The organism is Acinetobacter sp. FDAARGOS_724, assembly GCF_013364475.1.
GTDB lineage: Bacteria > Pseudomonadota > Gammaproteobacteria > Pseudomonadales > Moraxellaceae > Acinetobacter > Acinetobacter variabilis.
The window spans coordinates 129,446-152,907 of record NZ_CP054907.1 but is presented as its reverse complement, the minus strand read 5'-3'; the positions used below and the strand labels follow the sequence as shown (position 1 = coordinate 152,907).

General features: G+C 41.2%; 19 protein-coding genes, 6 pseudogenes and 1 other annotated feature. Of the genes and pseudogenes, 13 read left to right on the top strand and 12 right to left on the bottom strand.

Going from position 1 to position 23,462, the window contains the following annotated elements; all coding sequences use genetic code 11:
• Positions 1 to 40 precede the first annotated feature (40 nt).
• The 5 genes and pseudogenes from tnpC (at position 41) to FOC32_RS00910 (ending at position 4,503) form a co-directional block, all read left to right on the top strand.
• On the top strand, positions 41 to 1,666 hold the full coding sequence (gene tnpC / locus FOC32_RS00930; RefSeq protein WP_175965981.1) for an IS66 family transposase: 1,626 nt from the start codon (positions 41 to 43) through the stop codon (positions 1,664 to 1,666).
• Between the two features lie 29 nt (positions 1,667 to 1,695).
• Positions 1,696 to 2,080: pseudogene (locus FOC32_RS00925) on the top strand (IS1 family transposase); the annotation flags it as partial.
• 338 nt (positions 2,081 to 2,418) lie between these two features.
• Entirely contained in the window at positions 2,419 to 2,583 is a 165-nt protein-coding gene (locus FOC32_RS16935) for an IS630 transposase-related protein (protein WP_228761251.1), read from the top strand.
• Between the two features lie 7 nt (positions 2,584 to 2,590).
• Positions 2,591 to 2,986 (top strand): transposase, encoded by a 396-nt coding sequence (locus FOC32_RS17220; RefSeq protein WP_155757634.1) that lies wholly within the window; start codon positions 2,591 to 2,593, stop codon positions 2,984 to 2,986.
• Between the two features lie 827 nt (positions 2,987 to 3,813).
• Entirely contained in the window at positions 3,814 to 4,503 is a 690-nt protein-coding gene (locus tag FOC32_RS00910; RefSeq protein WP_004812055.1) for a GntR family transcriptional regulator, read from the top strand.
• Positions 4,504 to 4,730: 227 nt separating this feature from the next.
• Here the strand turns inward: FOC32_RS00910 and FOC32_RS00905 are convergent, their stop codons facing one another.
• Positions 4,731 to 4,943, bottom strand: a complete 213-nt coding sequence (locus FOC32_RS00905) for a hypothetical protein (protein ID WP_004812056.1) — start codon at positions 4,941 to 4,943, stop codon at positions 4,731 to 4,733.
• Positions 4,944 to 5,186: 243 nt separating this feature from the next.
• Here FOC32_RS00905 and FOC32_RS00900 point away from each other — a divergent pair, with 243 nt between their 5' ends.
• Entirely contained in the window at positions 5,187 to 5,399 is a 213-nt protein-coding gene (locus tag FOC32_RS00900) for a hypothetical protein (protein WP_004812059.1), read from the top strand.
• A gap of 276 nt (positions 5,400 to 5,675) precedes the next feature.
• Here the strand turns inward: FOC32_RS00900 and FOC32_RS00895 are convergent.
• Positions 5,676 to 6,680 (bottom strand): annotated as a pseudogene (locus FOC32_RS00895) (IS3 family transposase); the annotation flags it as partial.
• Positions 6,289 to 6,405: a sequence feature (AL1L pseudoknot), on the bottom strand. (Overlaps the previous pseudogene by 117 nt.)
• A 34-nt stretch (positions 6,681 to 6,714) precedes the next feature.
• Here FOC32_RS00895 and FOC32_RS00890 point away from each other — a divergent pair.
• The 5 genes from FOC32_RS00890 (at position 6,715) to pnuC (ending at position 11,758) form a co-directional block, all read left to right on the top strand.
• Positions 6,715 to 6,933: a hypothetical protein gene (locus FOC32_RS00890; protein ID WP_004812062.1), complete on the top strand. Its 219-nt coding sequence runs from the start codon at positions 6,715 to 6,717 to the stop codon at positions 6,931 to 6,933.
• A gap of 170 nt (positions 6,934 to 7,103) precedes the next feature.
• On the top strand, positions 7,104 to 7,430 hold the full coding sequence (locus FOC32_RS00885) for a hypothetical protein (protein WP_004812063.1): 327 nt from the start codon (positions 7,104 to 7,106) through the stop codon (positions 7,428 to 7,430).
• A 300-nt stretch (positions 7,431 to 7,730) separates the two neighbouring features.
• Positions 7,731 to 8,936, top strand: coding sequence for a phosphotransferase enzyme family protein (locus tag FOC32_RS00880; RefSeq protein WP_034424589.1), 1,206 nt, complete (start codon positions 7,731 to 7,733; stop codon positions 8,934 to 8,936).
• A gap of 40 nt (positions 8,937 to 8,976) precedes the next feature.
• Entirely contained in the window at positions 8,977 to 11,160 is a 2,184-nt protein-coding gene (locus FOC32_RS00875) for a TonB-dependent siderophore receptor (RefSeq protein ID WP_004812065.1), read from the top strand.
• Between the two features lie 28 nt (positions 11,161 to 11,188).
• Positions 11,189 to 11,758 (top strand): nicotinamide riboside transporter PnuC, encoded by a 570-nt coding sequence (gene pnuC, locus FOC32_RS00870; RefSeq protein ID WP_004812066.1) that lies wholly within the window; start codon positions 11,189 to 11,191, stop codon positions 11,756 to 11,758.
• Positions 11,759 to 11,930: 172 nt separating this feature from the next.
• Here pnuC and FOC32_RS00865 read toward each other — a convergent pair whose 3' ends face one another.
• Complete coding sequence (locus FOC32_RS00865) at positions 11,931 to 13,442, bottom strand: aldehyde dehydrogenase family protein (RefSeq protein ID WP_004779936.1); 1,512 nt, start codon at positions 13,440 to 13,442, stop codon at positions 11,931 to 11,933.
• Between the two features lie 201 nt (positions 13,443 to 13,643).
• Between FOC32_RS00865 and FOC32_RS00860 the strand changes: the two genes are divergently transcribed.
• Positions 13,644 to 14,825, top strand: coding sequence for a hypothetical protein (locus FOC32_RS00860; protein WP_004779935.1), 1,182 nt, complete (start codon positions 13,644 to 13,646; stop codon positions 14,823 to 14,825).
• A 514-nt stretch (positions 14,826 to 15,339) separates the two neighbouring features.
• On the opposite strand, the gene mdh is transcribed toward FOC32_RS00860, so the two are convergent.
• The 9 genes and pseudogenes from mdh to FOC32_RS00825 all read right to left on the bottom strand — a co-directional run bounded on the left by mdh (position 15,340) and on the right by FOC32_RS00825 (position 22,848).
• Positions 15,340 to 16,512, bottom strand: a complete 1,173-nt coding sequence (mdh, locus tag FOC32_RS00855) for an iron-dependent methanol dehydrogenase (RefSeq protein ID WP_004647793.1) — start codon at positions 16,510 to 16,512, stop codon at positions 15,340 to 15,342.
• Between the two features lie 255 nt (positions 16,513 to 16,767).
• Positions 16,768 to 17,040, bottom strand: a complete 273-nt coding sequence (locus tag FOC32_RS17170; RefSeq protein WP_004779934.1) for a hypothetical protein — start codon at positions 17,038 to 17,040, stop codon at positions 16,768 to 16,770.
• Positions 17,037 to 17,246, bottom strand: a pseudogene (locus FOC32_RS17165) (PepSY domain-containing protein); the annotation flags it as partial. The pseudogene FOC32_RS17165 and the gene FOC32_RS17170, both read right to left, overlap by 4 nt.
• Positions 17,247 to 17,298: 52 nt before the next feature.
• A pseudogene (locus FOC32_RS16930) lies at positions 17,299 to 17,547 on the bottom strand (IS5/IS1182 family transposase); the annotation flags it as partial.
• Between the two features lie 50 nt (positions 17,548 to 17,597).
• Positions 17,598 to 17,933 (bottom strand): annotated as a pseudogene (locus FOC32_RS00845) (IS481 family transposase); the annotation flags it as partial.
• 64 nt (positions 17,934 to 17,997) lie between these two features.
• Complete coding sequence (locus tag FOC32_RS00840) at positions 17,998 to 19,098, bottom strand: ABC transporter permease (protein ID WP_004812067.1); 1,101 nt, start codon at positions 19,096 to 19,098, stop codon at positions 17,998 to 18,000.
• Positions 19,095 to 20,225: an ABC transporter permease gene (locus FOC32_RS00835; RefSeq protein ID WP_004812069.1), complete on the bottom strand. Its 1,131-nt coding sequence runs from the start codon at positions 20,223 to 20,225 to the stop codon at positions 19,095 to 19,097. Before FOC32_RS00835 ends, FOC32_RS00840 begins: the two co-directional genes overlap by 4 nt.
• On the bottom strand, positions 20,225 to 21,355 hold the full coding sequence (locus FOC32_RS00830; RefSeq protein WP_004812071.1) for an HlyD family secretion protein: 1,131 nt from the start codon (positions 21,353 to 21,355) through the stop codon (positions 20,225 to 20,227). The genes FOC32_RS00835 and FOC32_RS00830 overlap by 1 nt, the downstream gene beginning before the upstream one ends.
• Before the next feature lie 11 nt (positions 21,356 to 21,366).
• Positions 21,367 to 22,848 (bottom strand): TolC family protein, encoded by a 1,482-nt coding sequence (locus tag FOC32_RS00825; RefSeq protein ID WP_004812073.1) that lies wholly within the window; start codon positions 22,846 to 22,848, stop codon positions 21,367 to 21,369.
• Between the two features lie 368 nt (positions 22,849 to 23,216).
• On the opposite strand from FOC32_RS00825, the pseudogene FOC32_RS00820 reads away from it, so the two are divergent.
• Positions 23,217 to 23,402: pseudogene (locus FOC32_RS00820) on the top strand (transposase); the annotation flags it as partial.
• Positions 23,403 to 23,462: the final 60 nt, after the last annotated feature.

Here is a 23,462-nt window from a genome sequence, read left to right as displayed (position 1 = left end):
TCTATTTCATTCTTCTCATGACCTCAGGCATACTGCGGTCATGAATACACTGCCTGATTTAAGCCAACTGACCCATGAACAACTGCTGGAATTTACTAGACAGTTGGCAATGCAACATCAGTCTCTGGCACAATCAAACCAGCAATTAGATGCCAAAGTTCAGCATCTTGAAGTATCCAATCTGCAATTAGATGCCAAAGTTCAGCATCTTTCCATTCTCAATCAAAAATACGAGCATGAACTTGCGCTGTTTAAAAAGCACAAATTCGGCAGTAAAAACGAACATCTCACCGCAAAACAAATCCATCTCTGGGATGAAGCGGTCGAAGAAGATATTGCCGCTGTTGATCTGGAACTGGAACGGCTGAATGCAGATAAAACTGATGCAGCGACACACAAAGCCACAGTCAACAAACCTAAACGTCGACTGCTGCCCGATCATCTACACACCATCCGTATTGAGCATGAACCTGCATCAACCCAATGCAGTTGTGGCTGCCAGTTACGTCGTATCGGCGAAGATATCAGTGAAAAACTGCATTTCAGACCGGCACAGTTCTATAAGGAACAGCATGTACGTGGCAAATGGGTCTGTGATCAGTGTGACACCCTGACTCAGCAAGCGATGCCCGCCTATGTGATTGATAAAGGTATTGCCAGTCCTGAACTGCTCAGCCATGTGCTGGTATCGAAGTATGCCGATCATTTGCCGCTGTACCGTCAGCGCCTGATCTATCAGCGGGCGGGCATTGATCTGTCCAGATCCACGTTATCTGACTGGATTGGTCGCTGCGGTGTAGAACTGGAACCTCTGGCCAATGCCTTAAAACAGGTGGTGCTGCAACAGCGGGTGATCCATGCCGATGAAACACCAGTCACCATCATGCGGATGGGTGATGATGAGAAAAAACCGAAGAAAGGTTATGTCTGGGCCTATGCCACTACACAGTACAATCCAGTTCAAGCGGTGATCTATGACTTTCAGGATAGCCGTTCAGGTCAGCATGCAGAAGAGTTCCTGAATGGCTGGCAGGGCCATCTGGTCTGTGATGATTACAGTGGTTATAAAGCACGCTTTAAATCAGGCGATGTCATTGAGGTGGGCTGCATGGCGCATGCGCGTCGTAAATTCCATGAGCTACATGTGACTGGGAAAAGTCAGATCGCTGAACAGGCATTAGTGCTGATTCAGAAACTGTATGCGATAGAAGCAGAACTCAGGAAAAAGACCGATAGTACAGCAGAACACCGCCGCGAATACCGACAACAGCATAGCCAACCGGTGATGCAACAACTGTATGAATGGCTCAACCAGCATCAACTGACGGTGCCATCGAGTTCTCCAACCGCCAAGGCCATCAATTACACTCTGAAGCGTTGGCCAGCTTTAAGCCGCTATCTGGATGATGGCAATCTACCGATTTGCAATAATTGGGTGGAAAACCAAGTGCGGCCTTGGGCGTTGGGACGTAAGAACTGGTTATTTGCAGGTTCGCTGCGTAGTGGTCAGCGAGCGGCAAACATCATGACTTTAATCCAGTCAGCAAAGCTGAATGGGTTGGATCCGTATGCCTATTTAAGTGATGTGCTGAAAAGATTGCCGACCCATAAAGTGACCCAAATAGAAGAATTGCTACCACACCGCTGGAAATCCAACTCAAATTAAAAAATAGACATGGGGTTCAGCGGACGCTTACTGAGTTTTGGACTTTTGTAGGGATTAAGAGAATAAATAATTACTTATTTACGCTTACCATAGAGAAACAGGAGAGATTGTGACTTAATTTTGGGATAAAGAGATCTAGCTACAGTCCAACGACTGAAGGAAAAGTGGAAGCAGTTAGGTATTCATTATACCCGAATTTCAAGTGATCAATCGGATAGTTTTATCACTGCATTTAAAGATTGTGAGAAAAGTATTGGTAAGTTTTTTCACTGTAGGTATTGAAGGAAATAATTGCAAAATAAGGCATCAGATTAGATGTTGCTTTAGGAGAAGTTGTAATTTTCAAAAAAGCTTGAAAACCACTTTAAAGCTTTCGACTTAACCTTATTTTATATCAATAATGGCTTCATTTAATCTCAGCATACTTTTTGGAACACTACCTATTTATTTAAATCAATATAGGAATTAAAAAGTGTAGCAACTTGCTACACTTTTTAGTAGCGAACAAATCGCAGTAAATGAAATGCTGGCTTATATAGCCAAGTTCTAAAATATTAACTACGATGCAAACTATGGGATATTCAAAAGATTTTAAAGACAAAGTCATTGAGATTATGACTAGAGATAAAATGTCTGTGCGAAAAACAGCACAGCATTTCAGTGTTTTTACACGTATGATCTAACTGTGGCAAAAGTCCACAGAGCGAAAACCTATTCCTGGGCGTCCAGCTAAAATTATTGAAGCACAAATATTGGCAGATATTGAAAAATATCCTGATGATTATCAGTATAAACGAGCTGAACGTTTGGGAGTGAGTACTCATGCTGTATTTAATGCATTACATAAAGCAGGAATATCACGTAAAAAAGACGTTAACTCCTCCAAAATCAGATGCTCGTTAATGAGAACAATTTAAAAATTTAATTGAAGATTTAGGACCTGAACTTCCCTTAACTTATATTGATGAAAGTGGGTTTCAGAGTAATGATACCCGCTCCCACAGCTATAGTCATAAAGGTGCACGAGCAGAAGGTACATTTAATTGGCAAATTAAGAACAGTTGTAATGCCATTGGAGCCTTGATTAAAAATAAGTTACTGACTGTGAGTTTATTCAACTGCTCTATCACGACAGAAGTATTTGAGGGTTGGATTGAGCATGATCTATTGCCGAAATTAAAAGAGAAAAGTGTTCTCATCATGGATAATGCGACGTTTCATAAAGGTAAAAGTCTTAAAAAATTAATCCAAGAAGCAGGCCATTACCTTGTATGGTTACCCAAATATAGCCCTGACTTAAATCTGATAGAAAAAATGTAGGCTCAAATAAAATCAGTTAGGAAAAGACTTAGAATTAAGGATATAGATTTATTATTCAAAGAACATTGCAGTAACTTATTTGGAATTTAGCTATAGTGTATGGAGGTCTAAAAAATTAATTAATTTATGTCTATGAAAAAATAAAAATAAATTTTCATATATCAATGATGTATTGTTATTTTTTATAATAAATAGCCTAAGCAATTATTAGTAAATAGATGTTTTTTGGATATGGTATAATTAGCTAAAAATCCAGACATCAGTGGTAAATTAAAATAAATCTTAAAGGATGCCAGCCTTAAACTACAGCTTTAATTTTTGTCTACATACGACGTTACCCAGTGTCACGTTACGGAACTGCACTCAGTGCGCTTGCCGGATTCAACAGTCTGGAGATCTTAGTATATTGCCCTATAAAGCTCATTTTATTAAAGATAATCTTTAAGAGTCAAAGGCATTCAAATGTATAAATAGGGACTGTGTCAGGAAATGTGCTAGTAGAGGTGGGCAATAATGTCTAGAATCAAGGTACGTAATTTTCTCAGTCGATTATTACGAATAGCCGCCGATTTTGTAGATGCCTTTTAATTAGATTAGACTGTCACCACTCTCCTAGACAAATTTAGTTTATTCTTTTTGCATAAATGAGAACATTATGAGTGGACAACGATATTCTCTCAGAATCACGTATCAATCATGCTGCTAAACATTCTCATTAAAACAAGGGAATGCATCTTTTTACTGATCTGTACCTTGTTTTCAATTTTCCTCTGTTCTTTAATTTAGTACTATCTTTATCACTTATGAGCACTCACTGGATTCACTGAATGAAGTATATGGAAATCAGAGATTTGATTGAGGCTGAATTAAAAAATTACAGTTCTAATCAAATGATTCCATCCGAACGGTACTTGGCATTAAAATTTGACTGTTCAAGGGAAACAGTGCGTAAGGCCTATGAACAGCTTCGTGCCGAAGATAAAATTTTCAAACGGCAAAATCTCGGCTGGTTTGTGAGTAATAAAAAAATTCAATACTATCCAAACTCAATTGAAAATTTTCGTTCTTATATGAAGGCACAGGGTTTTAATGCCAAAACTGAACTGATCTCGACCAGACAGCTGGAGCGATTTGATCACAGTGATCTTTTTAGTGAAGAAAATCGTAAATTGGGCTTTATTGAAATTATCCGTTTACGTTATGCTGATGATGTACCAGTACTTCTAGAATATAATTATTTACCTGTTGCGCTGTTTCCAGATGTGCTGAATTATAATGTGATTACTTCGGTCCAAGACGTCATTAAAAATCACTTTCATTATAATTACACGAGTAGTCAGTTAAAAATTAAAAATACCGGTGTGTCTCATTTTGAGAGCCAGCACTTAGGTATTCCTTTAAGTCAAACCGCCACTTATATTGAACGTATTTCAAAATCAGATGATCTAGTGATTGAATATGACATCGAAATCTGGTCACAGGACAAAATTGAAATGACCTTAGATATTCAAGCATAAGCTTATATTTATATCCTGCCTATTCAAATCCTAAGAAGTTAAATGGTTTTAGGATTTTTTTTATTTTCTTAGATTAGACCTCCTTCATAAATCATTCTTACTCAGTTGCAAATTATAAATTCCAGCAACTAGATTGAATCTCAAAAGAGGGGGGCTTTTAGCTCTATTGCGATAACGTTCTGAAAGCATTTTGAAAGTTTTTAGACTGCCAAATACATACTTAATTTCTATTCTTCTTTATTGATTTCCTGATTATAGATTTTTAGTTCAGGATCCAGTTTACAGCGGCTTTTGGCCTCTAATGGCAACAGGGTATTGGGATACAAAGTATAAATCCTTTGATAACCTCTATCTGTAAGAACAAAGGCTCCTGATGGGATCTGGTTTAAATTGTGTTTGAACAATTCTAAATCAAGCGTAATTCTCAGCATGACTTTCATATCAGGATGCCAATATCAGTAAATGCCAAGAAACTTAATCCAATATTAGAGGGTATTGGGAAGTGCATTTGATTGAAGTTGAGCAGGAAGGGAAAATTAGACGTTATATCACTTCATTAATGGATCCAAGTTATAGAACCTTGGGTTTATGTAAGAATACTTATCAGATGAGCTTTTTTGTAGTATTGATCGGCCAAATACGGACCGATTTTCTTGAAAATCTTTTATAGGGAATAAAATTTAATGGCAAATTATAAAAAGAGCATAGCAATGGTCAACTACAATAGAATCCAAGAAGACATAAACAATATGAAACTAGGTACGATGAAATGGCTCGGCAATAATATTGAGTTAAATGATATGCAGGGTGTTCATACTTTCTTATTAAGTTTAGAAGAAGAAGGTGGTGTTGATATGATCGCAGTAGGTCATGAGTCTTATACAGGACATCGCTGATACATAAGGTTAAGTTTGAAAAGAATTAGCACCTCCTCTGAGAGATTTTTCTTTACCAACTCCATCTTTGAAACATCAAGTAATTTTTTGTAACTTTATTGTTATTTATCGTTTACTTTGTTTATCATAGAGAACATGAAAGGTGGAGAATTTAAGATGCTCACTAAGGTCGAAGCCATTGTTATTTCACTAATGGTAATTGCATTAATACTCATTATTTATGAGATGGGACAAGGACTTAATTGGACTTTATAAAGGTTTTCTCGGCTTAAAAAAGTCCTCATATGAATCACCAGTTGTACCGACTGATGCTCGTAAATTTGCAGCTTCTAAACGATTGGTATAGCGAATAGAAAGATATTGAACACCTCTATCGGAATGATGAATCACATTCTTTGGCATGCCTCGATCGTGCAATGCTTGCTCTAATGCATCGAGCACCATATCTGTATTCATCCGTGTCGATACTTTCCATCCAACAATTGCTCGTGAGAACACATCAATAATAAAGGCGGTATAGACCCAGCCTGAATGAGTTTGAATATACGTAAAGTCACTCACCCACAGTTGGTCAGGATGATCAGCATTAAAATTACGTTTCACTAAATCATCTGCTCTTTTTTGATCATCTCGGCTACGGGTGGTTTGTTTATTCTTACCCACGCCAAACACCTTGTATACCTAGCTTCTGCATCAATCGAGCAACTGTACAACGTGCGATAACATAACCTTCACGTTTCAATTGTTGCCAGACCTTACGCACACCATATCGACCTGAACTTTCTTTCCAAATTCGTTTAATTTGTTCAGCATGATGCTCATCATATAGATCTCGTTTCGCTCGATGTTCTGGATTGTCAGCGAGATCTAAAGTTCGGTAATAGGTTGAAGCTGCGATCGGTAAAATCCTACAAATCGCATCAACACCATATCGATCTTTATTGTTATGGATGAAATCCACCATTATTTGTGTGGGCGGTCGAGCTCCGCCTAGGCGAAAAAAGCGGCTGCTTTACGTAGAATTTCATTGGCACGCTTTAATTCTTTAATTTCACGTTCCATTTGCTTCATTTTTTCTTGATCAGATATCTGTTGTACTTTAATAGGATTTTGCTGATCTAAATGCTTTTGATGCCAGGCACGAAGTGTTTCAGGAGTACAACCAATCTTATGCGCAATTGCTGTGATTGCAGCCCAATTCGATGGATAATCTTTTTCAGATTCAATCAATAATTGAACCGCTCTTTCTCTGATTTCAGGGGTATATTTTAATTTTGTCATCGGGATACTACGCTTCGCTACGTCTTTCGAAGCAATGCTTCTCATCTCAAGAAAAGTGGTCTCCGACAAACCCGGTACGGTTCAATATGATCAACCTAAATATTACGCTGCAAATATTGATGGTAAGCTGGGTATTGGTTATTGGGAAAAGGATCCAAATACTGTACTGCAAAAAACATTGAAAGAATATGAAAATATGCTTCATCAATCATATGTTAGCCAAGAGGATCGTATTTCCATTAATGCACAATAGAAGAAGTTAAGTGTGAGTGTGCATACTTTAATGATGTTGCCTCTAATACTATTGAGAAACTGATTGATCAAAGTATTTCAAATTAAGAAATAAATAATTTTATATTTAGCTCTGATGGGATAACCATCAGGGTATTTTTTTGTCATTAAAATCTAATTTGAGACATCATTATGAATGATTTTTTTCTAGAAACGAATCGAAGCATCAAAATCAATGACATTGAAGTTCGTCAGATACAGATGAAAGACTTCGATACTTGGGCAATCCCTGCTAAGCCGTTAAAGAACTTCATTAAAGACCAAAATCATTCAAATGAAATTTTGAGAGGGTTATTCAAAGCTCATAGTGTACAGGTCATTTCGACCATGGCATGTGTTACTGATCTGAACAATGAATCACTGGTAGAATTTGCTGCTGATAAACAGGGATTTAAAGAGCTACTTAGTGAAGTCATGAAAATGAATTACGGTACATTTCAAAACTACGTTATCGCTTGAACTGAGGATAAGAAAGCTTGTTTGAATCGATATATTTTCATCCGCAGATTATGCGCGAATGCTAAGAAATCTGGAGTTCGAATATTAACCAAAAAGAAGATCATTTTTTGATTTATGCGAGAGATCTATTCTATTTTTATATTTATAAGGCTAAACTTGCCTTCAATTTAATACTGGTATGTACCACTTAATTTTAGGGCGTGTCTTCAATATTAAATGTATTTAAAAATACTGTTTGCATGTTCGCCTAAACGATGATTTTCCATTATTAGATAATGATCTAGCTCAGGAATAGTGATGATGACCATAATTACCAATGATTTAGGTCATGGTATGGGCAATGCCTGGGAAAATAAAGACTGGGCACATATTTCTGATCCAGAATTACAAAGCCTGCAGCAGCACTATTCCTGTTTACAAGGTCATTTTGAGATTTTGTGGTATAGTCCCCGGCCATTTTCATCTGCGGCGCTGGTCAAGGTGGAGCAGGATTTTGTGATCAGGGATGAAGCAGTCGCGCATCAGTATTTGATTAAGCGCAGCCATTGTTCCTTTCGTCGTGCCCGCGATATTTTACAGGAGCATGCTGTTCTTCAGCATTTAGCTAGCAAAGAAATTCCTGTTGCAGCATTGATTAGCTCAAATCAAGGTCTGACTGCTTTAGAGCTAGGTGACTGGACCTATGAAGTCTATGCAAAAGCAGTCGGCTTAGATCTGTATGCAGATCAGCAATCCTGGAAACCTTTTTTCTATGCTGAACATGCTGCGAAAGCGGGGCAATTACTGGCAAGGTTACATATGGCGATGCAGGATTTTCCCGAACAGCAGGGCAGATCAGCATCTTATTTGGTTTCCAATCAGCAGCTTTTAGACAGTGAAAATATCATTACAGCCATTCAACGGCGCATTGCAAACAGTTCAGAATTAAGCCGTTATTTTGCCGATAAAAATTTAGATCCTTACTTCTTAGATCGAATCTTACAGGTTCACCAGCGTATTCAGCCTGTATTGCAACAGGCAAGCAAAATTTGGACCCATAACGATTTACACGCTTCTAATCTATTCTGGTCAGCGCCGGATGCCAAAGCTGAAATTACTGCCGTAATTGATTTTGGTTTATCTGACCGAAACTCTGCACTTTATGATCTGGCTGTGACGATTGAACGTAATTTCATTAATTGGTTGGAATTAGAGCAGAGCCCACATATTCAGATTGATGAAGCTGGTTTAACTGCCTTTCTACATGCTTATTTTTCTGAAGTACATCCACAAGAAGATTTTAGTATTTTGCCAGAACTACTGAAAATCGTGCATTTGGATTTCGCTTTTTCAGAGCTGGAGTATTTTGTGGGTATTACCCACAACCTCAACCATGCAGATGCTGCTTATTACGACTGGATTATCGGTCATGTGGACTGGTTCTTTGGCGAACAAGGTCAACAATTTACCCAGACCTTAACCCGGCTCATTCAAGATGAATTGCAATCTTCTCAATGCTCTCTCTAAACCCAGCATCATCACCCACTTCACAGACATAAGGTTTCGTATGAACACTCGTCAACTCAAACAGAATGTATTAATCCGATCTTTAAATATGATCATTCTGTCGCAGCTGTGTTTAGTCCCGCTGACTTATGCTGAAGACGATGTTCAAAAGCTTGACACGATTGTTATCACAGCCGATCAAAGCATTCCTTACTCGAGTACCAAAGTGAATATTGAAGGTTTTGGTACGGAGAATTTGCAAAAAATACCTGCATCAGTTTCTATCTTGACTGCCGATCTCATTGCTGAACAACATGCTCGTGTGCTGAGCGATGTGGTAAAAAATGATGCAGCCATCGGTGATGGCTATGCTGCAATTGGCTATTATCCAAACTTTGTCTCGCGTGGCTTTGCACTTGATTTGGCATCAAGCTACCTCATTAATGGCAATGTGATTCGTGGTGAACAAAACGTTGCACTTGAAAATAAAGAGCGTGTGGAAATTTTAAAAGGCATTTCCGCGATTCAAAGTGGGATGTCAACCCCGGGTGGGGTGGTTAATTATGTCACCAAGCGACCGAAAGATATTCAGGCACTGACATTCTCGGCCGATCAACACGGCCAGTTTTCAGTGGCAACTGATCTCGGTGGTTTTTTGGGTGATGAGCAACAATTCGGATATCGCATCAATCTGGTGAATGAACAGATGGATTCTTATGTCAATCATGTGGAGGGTGAACGCTATTTAGCGGCATTGGCATTGGATTGGAAGATGTCAGCGCAATCCAAAGTAGAACTTGATCTTGAAGCACAGCGTTCCGAACAAAAATCAGTGCCAGGTTATCAATTACTGGATGGCAAAGCCCCAGAAAATGTGAAATGGGATCGATTGCTGGGTTATCAGACTTGGGGCAAACCGGTCACGATCGATAGTCTGAATAGCAGTTTAAAATATAGTTATGCTTTGAATGATGACTGGAACTTGGGACTCGTTGCAGCCCACAGTAAATCCAGAGTTGATGACTATTCAAGCTTTGCTTATGGATATTATCGGGAAGGCTGTCTAGAAGCGTATTCCTGTAATACGTTTGGTAAAGCTGGCGAGTATGATATTTACGATTATCAGAATCCAGATGAAACCTTTAAAACCAACCAATTTAAAGTCAAACTAGATGGGGTGATTGATACCAATTGGGCGCAACATTATCTAAATTTTGATATTACACAAACCAATAAATCGCGAGATCGTTTTGCTGGTGTCAATGAATGGATTGGTGTAGGTAATATTTATACAGAAACTATAGATTTTTCCCCAGTAACAGCGAATGCTGGACCAAAATATCAAGCACTTAAAAGTAAACAAACTGCATTTACAGCATTAGACCGTATTGAATGGAATGAACATTGGACCACTTTAATTGGCGGAAAATGGATCGAGCTTGATGAGCAAGCACATGCTTATGATGCAGAGGGTAAGCAGGTAATAAAAGTTCGCGATACCGATTTAGCTAAATTTTTACCGCAATTCGCAATCAGCTATAGCCCCTTGGAATCGACTACCGTCTATGCCTCGTATGCCAAAGGCTTGTCAGATGGAAAATCAGCACCTTGGTTTGCAGAGAATGCTGCTGAAACCCTAGCACCGATCTACTCAGAGCAATATGAAGTTGGTTTCAAACAACAGATCAAGCAGTTTTTATTGACTGCCTCGCTATTTGATTTACGCCAAGACAACCAATATAGCAAGCCGATTTCAGGACTTCGCTATTTTGTTGCGGAAGGCGAACAACATAGTCAGGGTCTGGAGCTCGGACTGAATGGTGCATTAACCGATCATCTGGCCTTAACTTCATCTTTTGCCTTGACTAAAGCCCGTTTAGAAAATGTAGAAGCGGTTGAATATGGTAATCATCAGGCGCAAAACGTGCCAAAAGCTCGTTTCGCAACACATCTTCGCTATAACGTACCGAGCATTGCAGGTTTCACTGTTCTGGCAGGTGGTCAATACAGTTCCAGCAAATATGCCAATAAAGAGGGTGCTGCGAAAGTTGCAGGTTATAGTGTGGTTGATTTAGGCGCTGCTTATCAATTTAAGCTAAATACGACCGATGCATTGCTGCGCTTGAATATTAATAATCTGTTCAACAAGAAATACTGGCGTGATGCAGGTGAATTTTTGGGTGATGATTATTTATTCTTGGGTTCGCCGCGTACAGCAACCTTGTCATTCAATCTGAACTTCTAAATTGGCTGCTTAATCAGGTTATATTGCTATGGAAAATATAGAAATTGCAGCGTTCATTTTAAACGTTTTAGGTGTCTGGCTGACCTCCAAACAATATAAAGTCTGCTGGTTGGTGAATATTGTCGCTGTATTTTTATATATGATTATTTTTTATCGTGTCAATTTATTTGCAGACGCAGCATTACAAGCCGTATTTATCTTGATGCAACTGTATGGCTGGTATAGCTGGTCGAAGAAAAATCATGACCAGGCTATCACCGTGCAGATTGGCTATTTGAATAAAAAAATCTGGGTATATAGCCTGATTGTGGGTATTGTCGCCGGTCTGGTGATTGGCGCCTTATTTGCTCATTTCACCACAGCATCACTCCCTTGGTTGGATTCCATGTTGGCCTCTTTTAGCTTGGTGGCAAGTTATTGGGCAGCCAAAAAATATATTGAAAGCTGGGGATTATGGTGTGTTCTAGATGTAATTTATGTCGGTATGTACACCCATAAATCATTGTATTTAACAGCCGTACTCTATTTTCTCTTTATTCTTCTTGCACTAAATGGCTGGAGGATGTGGCGAAATCTTTATAGAGTGACATTATCTTGAAATGACACTATTGCAAATAGAAATTTGAGGTGATGCTCTTTCCTTTAAAAAAAGTGTTTATAGACTAAAAACTTTATTTGAATTGGCCGCAGCTTGAAGATGTTGCTGATATTTTGTGAAAGCTAGCTACCATACATTCAAAGCGAACCGAAGTTCGCTTTTATTTCACTTCTTAAAAGAACCCGGCTGGTTTGGTCGAATAGCTGACTAGCAAGTTTTTAGTCTGCTGATAATGATCCAGCATCATTCTGTGATTCTCACGCCCAATCCCTGATTTTTTATAACCACCGAAAGCCGCATGGGCAGGGTAGATGTGATAACAGTTGGTCCAGACCCGGCCGGCCTGAATAGCACGGCCTGCACGGTAAGAGGTATGCGCTGAGCGTGACCAGACACCGGCACCGAGTCCATAAATCGTATCATTGGCGATCTTGATCGCATCATCGAAGTCTTTGAAGGTGGTCACAGCCAGTACAGGCCCGAAGATTTCTTCCTGGAAGGTTTTCATGTCATTGGTGCCTTTAAAGATGGTCGGTTCAATATAGAAACCTTGACCCACTTCATGACGTGCTTCACCACCGGTCAGGATCTGTGCGCCTTCTTCACGGCCAGTGGCAATACAACCCAGAATCTTGTCCTGCTGTTCCTGTGAGGCTTGCGCACCAATCATGGTGTCGGTATCTAACGGATGACCAGTCTTAATCCGTTGCACCCGCTCTACTGCACGCGCCAGAAATTCATCGGCAATACTTTCCTGTACCAAGGCACGGGAAGGACAGGTACAGATTTCACCCTGGTTCAGGGCAAACATGGCAAAGCCTTCCAGAGCTTTGTCCAGATAATCGTCTTCCTGATCCATAATGTCGGCAAAGAACAAGTTTGGTGATTTACCGCCAAGTTCCAGCGTTACCGGAATAATATTTTCAGTTGCATACTGCATTATCATTTGGCCGACGGCAGTCGAGCCGGTAAAGGCAATCTTGGCAATACGGGGATTGGTCGCCAGTGGACGGCCGACTTCGACCCCGTAGCCATTGACGATGTTCAACACGCCCGGCGGCAAAATGTCCTGAATCAGTTCAGCTAGCACCAGAATACTGACCGGAGTCTGTTCTGCAGGTTTCAGCACAATACAGTTGCCTGCAGCCAAGGCTGGCGCGAGTTTCCAGGCGGCCATCAGAATCGGGAAGTTCCAGGGAATGATTTGTCCGACTACACCAAGCGGTTCATGGAAATGGTAGGCGATAGTATCTTCATCAATTTCGGAAATGCCACCTTCCTGAGCCCGGATACAGCCGGCAAAATAACGGAAATGGTCAATGGCCAGTGGAATATCGGCAGCCAGCGTTTCACGGATCGGTTTTCCATTGTCCCAGGTTTCTGCTACAGCCAACATTTCCAGATTTTGTTCCAGACGGTCGGCAATTTTCAACAGAATATTGGAGCGGGTGGTCGGCGATGCTCTGTTCCATTGTTCTTTGGCTTTGTGCGCTGCATCCAGGGCCAATTCAATGTCTTCTACAGAAGAACGCGGTACTTTGGTAAAGACTTTGCCATCTACCGGAGAGAGATTGTCAAAGTATTCGCCTTTGACCGGAGCGACCCATTCGCCGCCAATGAAATTATCGTATTGTGCTTTAAATTGAATTTTTGAACCAGGTTGATTGGGATCGATGTAACGCATATTTATTTCCTTTGCTTATTTTCGTATGGCAAAACCGCTTCTACAGCTTTGGTATAAGGTACTTCTGCACCTTATTTGATTAATATAAATGAGGTAAGGTTGGAAAAAGGTTGGAGCTAGCATGTTCACGATCTTTTCATCTATTTTAAAAGAATAACGATTACAGCGGATGTAAATCATGAATTGTTGTGAGAATAAGGAATGATGACAAAACAAGATTTGGCGCAAAAAAGGCACAATATCGATCAGCTTCGGCAAAGTAGCAGTTTATCTCCCCTGCATGCAGAACAGCTGGGACAGAGTATTGCTAGTTCTTGGCAGCGCTCATCCTCGGCTGAAATCCCTAAGAATCGTTTAGCAGCACCACTGACAGATATAAAAAAGACCACTTCTTCTTTAACTTTAGCCTATGCTCTACACCATTGTGCACAAGACTTGAAACATATTGCAGAGCAGTCATCGATGGTGTTGGCAGTCGGTGATATAGGCAGCACCATCATCTGGACAGCGTCCAGCCCGCAAATGCAAAGTGCCGCAGAAAGTGTACATTTTATTGAAGGTGGACAATGGCGCGAAGAGCTAGTCGGAACCAATGCATTGGCACTATCCTTAAAAACTCAACAATCCAGCTGTGTCTTTTCCAGTGAACATTACATGTCCTCCATTCATGATTGGGTTTGTTACGCTGCTCCGATTATTGATCCCTATTCAAAACAGGTCTTAGGTGTCATTGATCTGTCAACTACCTGGCCAAAGCATAACAGTTTAGCACTACTAGCTGCGGAGCGCTGTGCTACGATCATCCAGTCGGCTCTACTAGAATGCCAGAAGCAGCGCCTGTTTATTCGGGCTTTTTCAGTACCTCAAGTGCTGTTTAATGGCAAGGTACTAGTTCTGACCCCTCGACAGATTGAAATTCTAGCCATTCTGGCCTTATGTCCGCAGGGCCTGAGTCTAGATACCTTGCATCAGGCCTTATATGGCGAACGCAAGGTCAGTATAGGGACTTTAAAAGCAGAAATGTCACAGTTACGCGATGTACTAGGTGGTATGCTGGGTTCCAGACCCTATCGTTTATTGGCGGATGTAGAGGCTGACTTTTTAATGATGGAGCAATCCCTAGATGCTGGATATATTGATTCAGCCTTGAAATTATGTACCGGCGTATTTCTGGCTAGAACAGAAAGTCCATTTCTATGCGCTTGGAGAGATTGTCTGGAATCACGCCTGAGCGATGCCATTTTCAAGGCTAATGAAACCGATGTCCTGCTGAAACATGTGGCACATTTTCCTGAAGCGATTGATGCTATAGAACGCCTGATTGAACTGATGCCCAAAATCCATCCCGTTCATCAGACTCTGTTAAAATATAAAAATCTTTAAAGCTGATGTAACTGTCGGTAAAGCTAAACAGTTAAAATAGGAAAATTCTGGAATATTAAGTATTATCCTTGCTTACTGTGGGTTTACTTATTGATTTAGACTGAACCTGATCCTAAAATTTTTATCAGTGGCTACCCAGTTTGCCTAGCTGCTTGATGGGATGCTCTTCATTAAAATCAGCTACGCTCACCTTCATGTCATTTGAAGGACGCGCAGTTTATTCCTCAGGGATCAAATATAATCGTAAGATAATACGCTATGAAATTTTATTTGTGGCTGAAACGGGCTAAAAAAATCTTGGCATTTTTCTACCATGGGATTAATGTCGATAATCATAATGAAAGGGGCTTGATAAAAAAGAAACACCCCCCGTTTTTATCCTCTTATGAAGGCAAAAGGATCAGCCAGGAACAGGAAAATGCATGTCTGCTCTTGGCACACTTCCTCAGAAAGTGAAACAGGGGCTGTTAAAAATGTAAGTCAGATGATTGGAAAGAAGACTTACATTGAGGCACTACATCGCCGCTTTAAAAATATCTACCACTTGGGCATGGCTGGCTTTACGTGGATTGGTCAGCATGCAGGCATCTTTTTGTGCATTTTCCGCCATGATGGCCAAGTCAGCTTCTTTTACATTCAATTCCGTCAGCCCAGATGGAATACCAATTGAAGCCGAAAGCTGACGAATGGCGCCAATCGCTTCATAAGCTGCTTCAGTTACGGTTAAGCCTTCTGTATTCACCCCCATCAATTGGGCAATTTTGGCATAACGTTCAGGACAAGCAATCAGGTTAAATTCACAAACATGGGGGAGCAGAATTGCATTACAAACACCATGCGGCAAGTTGTAGAAGCCTCCGAGCTGATGTGCCATCGCATGCACATATCCTAAAGAGGCGTTGTTAAAGGCCATTCCGGCAAGATATTGGGCATAGCTCATGGCATCCCGTGCTTCCAGATTATCCCCATTCGCCACTGCCGGGCTAAGCCATTCGCTGATCATGGTAATCGCCTTTTCTGCACAGGCATCAGTGATTGGGTTTGCTGCTGTAGACACATAGGCTTCTACTGCATGCGTCAAGGCATCCATACCTGTTGCCGCAGTCAGCCCTGCAGGTTTGGCCAACATAAGTTTAGGGTCATCAATCGCAATGAGTGGTGTACAACGCCAATCTACAATCGCCATTTTCACATGGGTATCGGTATTGGTAATGATACAGAAACGTGTCATCTCCGAAGCTGTCCCTGCTGTAGTATTGATTGCAATCAGTGGTGTCATCGGGACGGTACTTTTATCAATCCCTTCATAATCACGGATATGTCCGCCACCTGCAGTGACTAGGCCAATGCCTTTGGCACAGTCATGTGATGAACCCCCACCTAACGATACAATAAAATCACAGGCATTTTCATTATAAGCTGTAACTCCATGATGCACGTTAATATCAGTTGGATTGGGTTCCGCGCCTGGGAAAATATAACTGTCAACACCCGCCTCTTTCAAATAGTTTGCAATATCATCTGCAACACCAAATTTAAACAGCCCCGCATCAGTTACAATCAGCGCTTTCTTGGCACCTAAATTTTGTGCTTTTATCCCGATTTCTTTAGCACAGCCCGGACCAAAAAGTGAAACACAGGGAATATAAAAACCGTTAGTTTGATCTGAAATATTTTTAAAAGCCATGGTGTGATTCCTTCTACCATTCATTGATTATTTTATCGGTGACCCTCACCGTAATATGAGTATTGGATGAAGTTAAAAAGAATCCTACCTACCAAATACCTACCAATTTAAATTTTTGATTCTAGCCAAAATAATGAATCTGAAATATTTAAAAGTAGGTTGGCAAGGTTTAGCAGATACTGGGTAGATTGGTTCAATAGAGGGCATGTAAGTAGCGCACTAGGCTGTTTGCTACTTTCTGATTTTAAATAAATACTAAAGTGCTTTATTCATTTTTAAGATAAAGATAAACAGTACAGGGCTTAGAAATATCCATAGAGCCACAAAGCTGATACTGGAGCTAAACCGGGTCCGTAATAAAACCATTGCAACGAATAAGAAAATACCTGCTGCGAATTTAGTGTACGTAGGAAAATTCGCTAAAAAAGCGTACCGAGATTTTCGGGTTTTTAGAATCTGCTTTGCACTTACAGTATAAAAGGCAAAGCAGCTTAGCCAAAGCAGACCGATCACTGCAATCCATATCATGTTGATGATTCCTGTTGCGTAACTTTTAGTTTGGCGTGAATTTTATTGACCGCCTTTTGATGAATAGGGGTAATTTTCTGGTGTAACAATAGGGCGAGAAGTGCCAAGCTCCACAACATCAGATCGATTCGCAGAAATGGCCAATAAGTCGCAAAAGAATCAACATATTACTGGGAAACTAAATAATAAATATCAATCAGGGGAAGGGCTTTGTTGCACAAAGGTTTGAAAGACAATGCTGCCCTAATTGAGCTAAATTCAAGTGACAACTTGGGTATTAGGGCGATCTAATTCTATGAATTTATTCAAAACTGCTACACGTGCATGAATCTCATCCACCTGACTAGCAAAACTCCTTGCTGTTAATTTATCGCCTAATCATTTGATGCAATGCATTTTGGTTTCCACTAAACTTCGATGATGATAACCAGACCATTTTTTCCAAAGTGACCGACCTAGCCGTTTGACTGATTTTAATAATTCATTCCTCTCTAAAGATCTCAATTTCTTATGAAGCGCTTTCTGACAGGCCGATCACCTTGTACCTTAGGCAGTCATGAAATACCATGCCGCTGCAAGCAGCGGTGTAACGACCAGCGTGTCAGATAAGGAATACTCGGCTGCAATGTATAAGGGCAATCGTCTAGCGGCAACAAAGTGCGTTTTCGAAAAGCAACAATTGCCGCCTCATTTTCAGGCGATAACACGCTTGAGCGAGGATTCTTTGGCCCTGTTGTAAGATCATCTACTGAAGTAAGTTTCTTCCATTTTGCGACAGTCTTTTGATTGATGCCGTAACGCTTGGCTAGCGTTATTAAGCTCTCTTAACTATTTTGTATTGCTCGACGCACTGTCTGTGTCGTTGTGGCGCTGTTGTGTAGAACTTGTCCCATAGTGCTGCATCTTTCCATTTCTCTGAGAATATTACACCATTAAAATCTGGGACTAAACACCTAGCTAGAAAGTTCCACAGTTTGAAATTAAACGTCGATAAGCCAAGAAAAAGCACAAGCTGCCGATCATTCCGAGATAAAGCAATTTAGGCAAGACTAGCTCTGTAGGTACACCCATCTGATTGAGTTGAATAAACATCTGCACAATTTGGGTGGAAGGCAGGATTTCGCCAACGACTTGCATCCAGATAGGCATTGCAGCATGCGGCCAGGCCGCACCAGATAAAAAGAACAGTGGAATGGAAGTGAATACAATCACATGACCCGCACGTTCCGGCAAATCCAGAAAACTGGCGAATAGGCAGGTCATGCCAATTATTGTATAGATAAAAACTGGAACAGCCAGTAGCATCCCGAACAGGTTGCCACCACGTGGATAATCAAATAGCCAGAAGCTAAAGCCGAATAAATAGAAACATCCCAGACAGCCAATAGTAAAGACCGCTAAACACATCCCAACCAATGCATTTGCGTTTAATTCTACTTTTCTTTCCCGATATACTAAAATTAGCATACTCAAACCCAAAAGAATGGTTTGGTGAATAATTAAAGGTGCAACCGCAGGAAAGACATAGCTGCCATAGCCGGACAGCGGATTAAATAAAGGAATTTGATGCACAGAAAGGGCAGGTGAAAAATCCGAGACCTTGCCAAAGCGTTCAGTATAATCTGCCAAAGTTTGCTCAACTGATGTAGCTAAGCCCAGACCAATTTGTTTGGTCACTAAAAAGTTGGCCGTGCTTAAATACAGTCCAATTCCGCCTGTTTCACCATGCCTTAAGCTTTGCGATAAATTGTCCGGTAGTAACAAGATACCATCGGCTTTTTGAGATTCCATCCATTGTTTGGCTTCGGCAAAATTTCCGGTAATCGCCTGAATTTCGACATTGGGGCTTTGTGCCACCTGACCAATAATGCGGGTACTTAAGCTACTTTGTTCTTCATCGACAATAATAATCGGTAAGGCTTCAGCCTGCTGTGCCTGATAAGCGGTTGGATAAAAAAAGCTGTAAAACAAGACAGATAGAATCAGCGTGGTAAAGATCGTGCCGTGACTGACGATATCTTTAAAGCTTTGTAGATAGTAAAACCAAAGGGATTTCATGGTGTTGCTCCTTTGGCGATTTTTTTAAGAAACAGATAAGCCAGCAGAGCGTAGACTAGGGCATAGATCAGCAGCATTAATCCAGCTTGCAGTGAAATATGCAATGGACTACCAATCACCCATTGTTCAGTTTGTAATTTGGCATAGGGCGTGAACGGAATAATATTGGACCAGAACTGGGTGAATAGGGGCGCATTATTTAAAGGTAAGGTCACACCGGCAAAACTTAAAGATGAACCACCATAGACCGCAATGATGCCAAAAGATTTACTTAAATCTTTGGTTGCTAGAACCACTGCACTGCTTAAAAATGCATAAGCGCTATATAGCAGAAATTGTGCCGATAGAATCAGAGCGAGCGAGCCGGCAACAAACCAGCCGCGAATTTCAATCAGCCAGAACATCCAGATCCAGGTCCATAGACTAAAAATAGCCACATAGACCAGGTTCTTAGACAGTAATGTCATCCAGATGGATGAGTTGCTAATCCAGCTTGTTAAGGTCTGCCGCTTCAGTTCCTGACCGACGGAAAATGCCACACAACAACACAGCAGTAAATGCAGAATTGCCGGAATGACATAGAGTTCCAGATAGAATTCATAATTCAGTTGTGGATTATACAGCGGCGATATTTTGATATGCGGTGACGGTGCTTCGAGAGAAGGCAGCCGGTTGCCCAGATATTGCTGTCCGCTAAATTCAGCCAGTGCTTGCAGGGTACTGACCAGCATGGCAGAGGAAATGGTATTTCCGATACTGAAATAACTCTGGTTAAAGGCAATACTGATGTCAGCATCCCGGGCACGAACCAGACGTTGCTCGGCACCGCTGGGAATATGGATATAACCCCAAATTTTATTTTGATTTAACAGGCGCTCAATTTCAGCTGTTTGTTCCGACACCGTAGCAATTTTAAGAGTATGATTCAGCGCCACATGCTGATAAATGCTTTGACTCAGCGCACTCTGGTCTTGATCAATAATCGCAATCGGTAAATGATCCGGTTTCCCTTGAGCAAACATGCTGCTGAATAAAATAATCACCAGTGCAGGTGCGAGCGTGACCAGACACAGATCCCATTTTTCGCGGAGCAGATAGCGCAGTTCGCGCCATATACCCGTCCACATTATCGGGTCTCTTTCAGTTTAAATAACACGCTCATCCCAACTTTCAGTTCAGGAATCGCTGGTGTGGGCACAAGATGCAGCTTAAAACTTCGCACATCATAACCGCCGGTTTGGCGTGTGGTCTTAATGGTGGCAAATTCACCTTCAGCACTGATCTGCTTGATTTTAAAAGTGGCGGTTTTATCTAGGGCGGGAATATAACCTTCAATACTGCTCATTTTCTGAAACGGGGCATATTGGTCTTCACGAATATTCAGGCTCACCCACATTTGATCTTCAAACAGGCTGACCACAGGGACTGCGGTGGCTACCAGCTCCGAGACTTTGCCATAGGTTTTAGACACCGTTCCGTTTACAGGTGCTACTAATTGGGTTTCTGCTTCTAAAGCATTGGCTTCATTCAGCGCAGCCTGGGCAATATCTACCTGTGCATCGGCGGAACTCTTTTGCTGCGAAGTGCTGCCACGTTTGGCACGTGCGTATTGCTGATACGCCGCCTCTGTCATTTGCGCCGCTGATTGACTGGCTGCATACAATTCATCACGGCGCTGGCGTGAAATCACACCTTCCTTCAATAAATTTGCACCACGCTCATAAGAAACTTTGGCTAAATTTTGCTGTGCTTTCAGCGCTTGCCAGTTGGCATACAGACTGGCGATATTTTCTTCCTGCGAGCCGCGTTCAGCAGTCGATTGTAAGGCTAGCGCAGATTGTAAAGCCGCTGCGGCTTGCTGTTTTTTGGCCTGAATTTCCGGGCTGTTTAAGCGCACCAGTACATCGCCTTTTTTGACCCGCTGACCTTCTTCTACATAAATTTCTTCAATACGGCTTGGCACTTTGGTCGCCACCTGAACTGTTTCAGCTTCTACACGACCCTGCAATTCAAGCGGAGCCGGTTGGTAGCTTTTCCATAATCCAAAAGCGATGACTGCCAGCAGAACTGGAATCAGGGCGAGCAATAAATATTTTTTCTTTTTAGCGATTTCAGGAGCTTGTTGTTGCTCGGTCGAAGTCGTCGCGTTGTTTTCTATTTCAGTTTTTGTTTCTATCTGTTGCGCAGGCGATTTATCTGTATCGCTGGATGAAGCCGCTTCATTCACAGGATCATTGGATTGTTGATCTTCGTTCATGTTCGGCTCCATTAGCGAATATAGTGAGTGTTGGTATGTTGGATGTAGTTCGGAAATTCTGCAATCGAGCCATGGCTTTGTAATAGTGTGGCCAGTGACATCACATATTTGTAAGCATTCAAGGCAGTTTCGGCTCGTAGTCCGCTCAGCATATTTTGTGCATCGATGACCTGTATGGCGGTGCCCGTATCTTCTTTAAAAGACAATTCTTGGATGCGTAAATTTTCCTGTGCGGCTTTCAAGTTTTGTGCCAGAAGTGCATCACTTTGCTGTGCGCTGAGTGCTTCGCTATAAGATTTATAAATCAGATTTTCAATTTCCTGCTGGGTGCGTGCAGTGAGCAGTTCTGTGGCAGAGCGTTTGAGTTCGGCAGCCTGAATATTTTTGTTTTTATCGATCCCGGAAAACAGGTTATAGCGTGCGGCAACTCCGACAATCCAGTTTTCATTTTGATCCAGACTATATTCACCAAAAGCAAAAATATTCGGTTTTTTAGCTGCTTGCTGGGCTTTGACATTGGCTTGGGCCAATTGGGTATCCAGCTGCATTTTTTGAATCAGCGCAGAGTTTTGACTAAAGGTTTTCAGCAGATGATTTAAAGCCTGTGGCTCAGTTTTATTGACAAATAAAGGCGTCGAAAGTTCGGTGATGCCGCTTTCCTGAAGCAGATTATTCAGCTGGAACAGGGCAGCATTCAAATTGGCTTGCGTATTTTGCTGGCTGCGCTCGGCATTATTGCGTGCTACTTCAAACTGCATGCGTTGGCCTTTACTGATAAAACCTTGCTGTTCCATCTTTAAGGCATTGCGATAATGCTGCTGCATAGCATTCAGATTAAACAGCGCTGCTGCATGCAGTTGCTTTTGGAGCTGCACATTGAAATAACTTTGAATCAGTTCAAAACGCTGCGTGTCTTGCTGCTGTTTGTTGCTGAGCTGACTACGACCGACCTGAATATTGGCAATTTCTTTGGCACTACGGGTGAGGCCTCCGGTATATATTGGCATAATCACGGAAACAGTGGGGCGAATCACCTGATCTTCAAGGATGACATTAGACGTATCCGGAATCAGACCAACTCCGCTATGAATAGTATTGTTAAGTCCATCACGCAGTGGATCGGTAATACCTGCAGGTAGATCCACGCCATTACTGGCCTCCCACTCATTAAGCCGGCCATTCACGCCTTGGGAGAGTGAATTCTCCAGATTATTTTTAAATTGCTTTAATGGAATATCGACTTCACTGTGAAAGGCATAGGCACGAACATTCAGATCGACACGCGGTAGACCTACGCCTTTTACTGCTTCAGCTTCAAGTTTTGAAGCCTGTTCCAGACTTTGATAGGCTTGGCTGCTATAAGAATTTTGCAACAACTGACGTTCAGCGTCCTGAAAGCTGATGCTCTGTGCATGAGCAAAGCTGCCATACATCATCGATGCAAGCAGATTTAAACCCCAGACAAGCTGTCTTTTATTTTTCTTTAAGTTCATAAAGTCGCTAAACTGATTTAAAGCCGGTGATGTTATCCGGCTAGTATAAATCAAAGGTTCGTAGATAGAACTAGTGTAAAGTTATAGTATTGTTTCTTGTACATTTGTCTATAAAAAAGGAAGCTTATGCATCCTTAATTAACCCGAATCGCGGATAAGAAATTGACTTGAAAAATAAGAGGACTAGAGGCATCAGTTGAGTTACCACTGCTTCCGCCAAATGTTTAAATAAACCCTTGTTTTTAAAAGGTTTTATTTTTTATCTAGGGTTTTACCCCTCAACCTACCCCTCATCAAATTTTGGATGTGAAAAGGGCTTTGTTGCATAAACCTAGCCTAGAAAGATTATTCAGTCCTATAATTTCAATATGAATAAACCTGCTCCTAAAATCTATCGTACAACTAACTGGTCTTCCTACAATCGTGCCCTCATTAACCGAGGTAATATTTCCATTTGGTTTGATCCAAACACTCAGTGGTATGCACAAGACAAGCAAGGTCGAAATCACACTTACTCTGATACCGCTATTCAATGCTGTTTAATGATCAATACTCAGCAAGTTTTATATAGACCGCAATATTCGGGGAAATTTTTACTGGAAAATAACGAAAAT

Bases quoted from the DNA above. Each gene is read 5' to 3' on its own strand.
- tnpC (WP_175965981.1), top strand. From the start codon at position 41: ATGAATACACTGCCTGATTTAAGCCAACTGACCCATGAACAACTGCTG.
- FOC32_RS00910 (WP_004812055.1), top strand. From the start codon at position 3,814: ATGAAGTATATGGAAATCAGAGATTTGATTGAGGCTGAATTAAAAAAT.
- FOC32_RS00905 (WP_004812056.1), bottom strand. From the start codon at position 4,943: ATGAAAGTCATGCTGAGAATTACGCTTGATTTAGAATTGTTCAAACAC.
- FOC32_RS00900 (WP_004812059.1), top strand. From the start codon at position 5,187: ATGGCAAATTATAAAAAGAGCATAGCAATGGTCAACTACAATAGAATC.
- FOC32_RS00890 (WP_004812062.1), top strand. From the start codon at position 6,715: ATGCTTCTCATCTCAAGAAAAGTGGTCTCCGACAAACCCGGTACGGTT.
- FOC32_RS00885 (WP_004812063.1), top strand. From the start codon at position 7,104: ATGAATGATTTTTTTCTAGAAACGAATCGAAGCATCAAAATCAATGAC.
- FOC32_RS00880 (WP_034424589.1), top strand. From the start codon at position 7,731: ATGACCATAATTACCAATGATTTAGGTCATGGTATGGGCAATGCCTGG.
- FOC32_RS00875 (WP_004812065.1), top strand. From the start codon at position 8,977: ATGAACACTCGTCAACTCAAACAGAATGTATTAATCCGATCTTTAAAT.
- pnuC (WP_004812066.1), top strand. From the start codon at position 11,189: ATGGAAAATATAGAAATTGCAGCGTTCATTTTAAACGTTTTAGGTGTC.
- FOC32_RS00865 (WP_004779936.1), bottom strand. From the start codon at position 13,442: ATGCGTTACATCGATCCCAATCAACCTGGTTCAAAAATTCAATTTAAA.
- FOC32_RS00860 (WP_004779935.1), top strand. From the start codon at position 13,644: ATGATGACAAAACAAGATTTGGCGCAAAAAAGGCACAATATCGATCAG.
- mdh (WP_004647793.1), bottom strand. From the start codon at position 16,512: ATGGCTTTTAAAAATATTTCAGATCAAACTAACGGTTTTTATATTCCC.
- FOC32_RS17170 (WP_004779934.1), bottom strand. From the start codon at position 17,040: ATGATATGGATTGCAGTGATCGGTCTGCTTTGGCTAAGCTGCTTTGCC.
- FOC32_RS00840 (WP_004812067.1), bottom strand. From the start codon at position 19,098: ATGAAATCCCTTTGGTTTTACTATCTACAAAGCTTTAAAGATATCGTC.
- FOC32_RS00835 (WP_004812069.1), bottom strand. From the start codon at position 20,225: ATGTGGACGGGTATATGGCGCGAACTGCGCTATCTGCTCCGCGAAAAA.
- FOC32_RS00830 (WP_004812071.1), bottom strand. From the start codon at position 21,355: ATGAACGAAGATCAACAATCCAATGATCCTGTGAATGAAGCGGCTTCA.
- FOC32_RS00825 (WP_004812073.1), bottom strand. From the start codon at position 22,848: ATGAACTTAAAGAAAAATAAAAGACAGCTTGTCTGGGGTTTAAATCTG.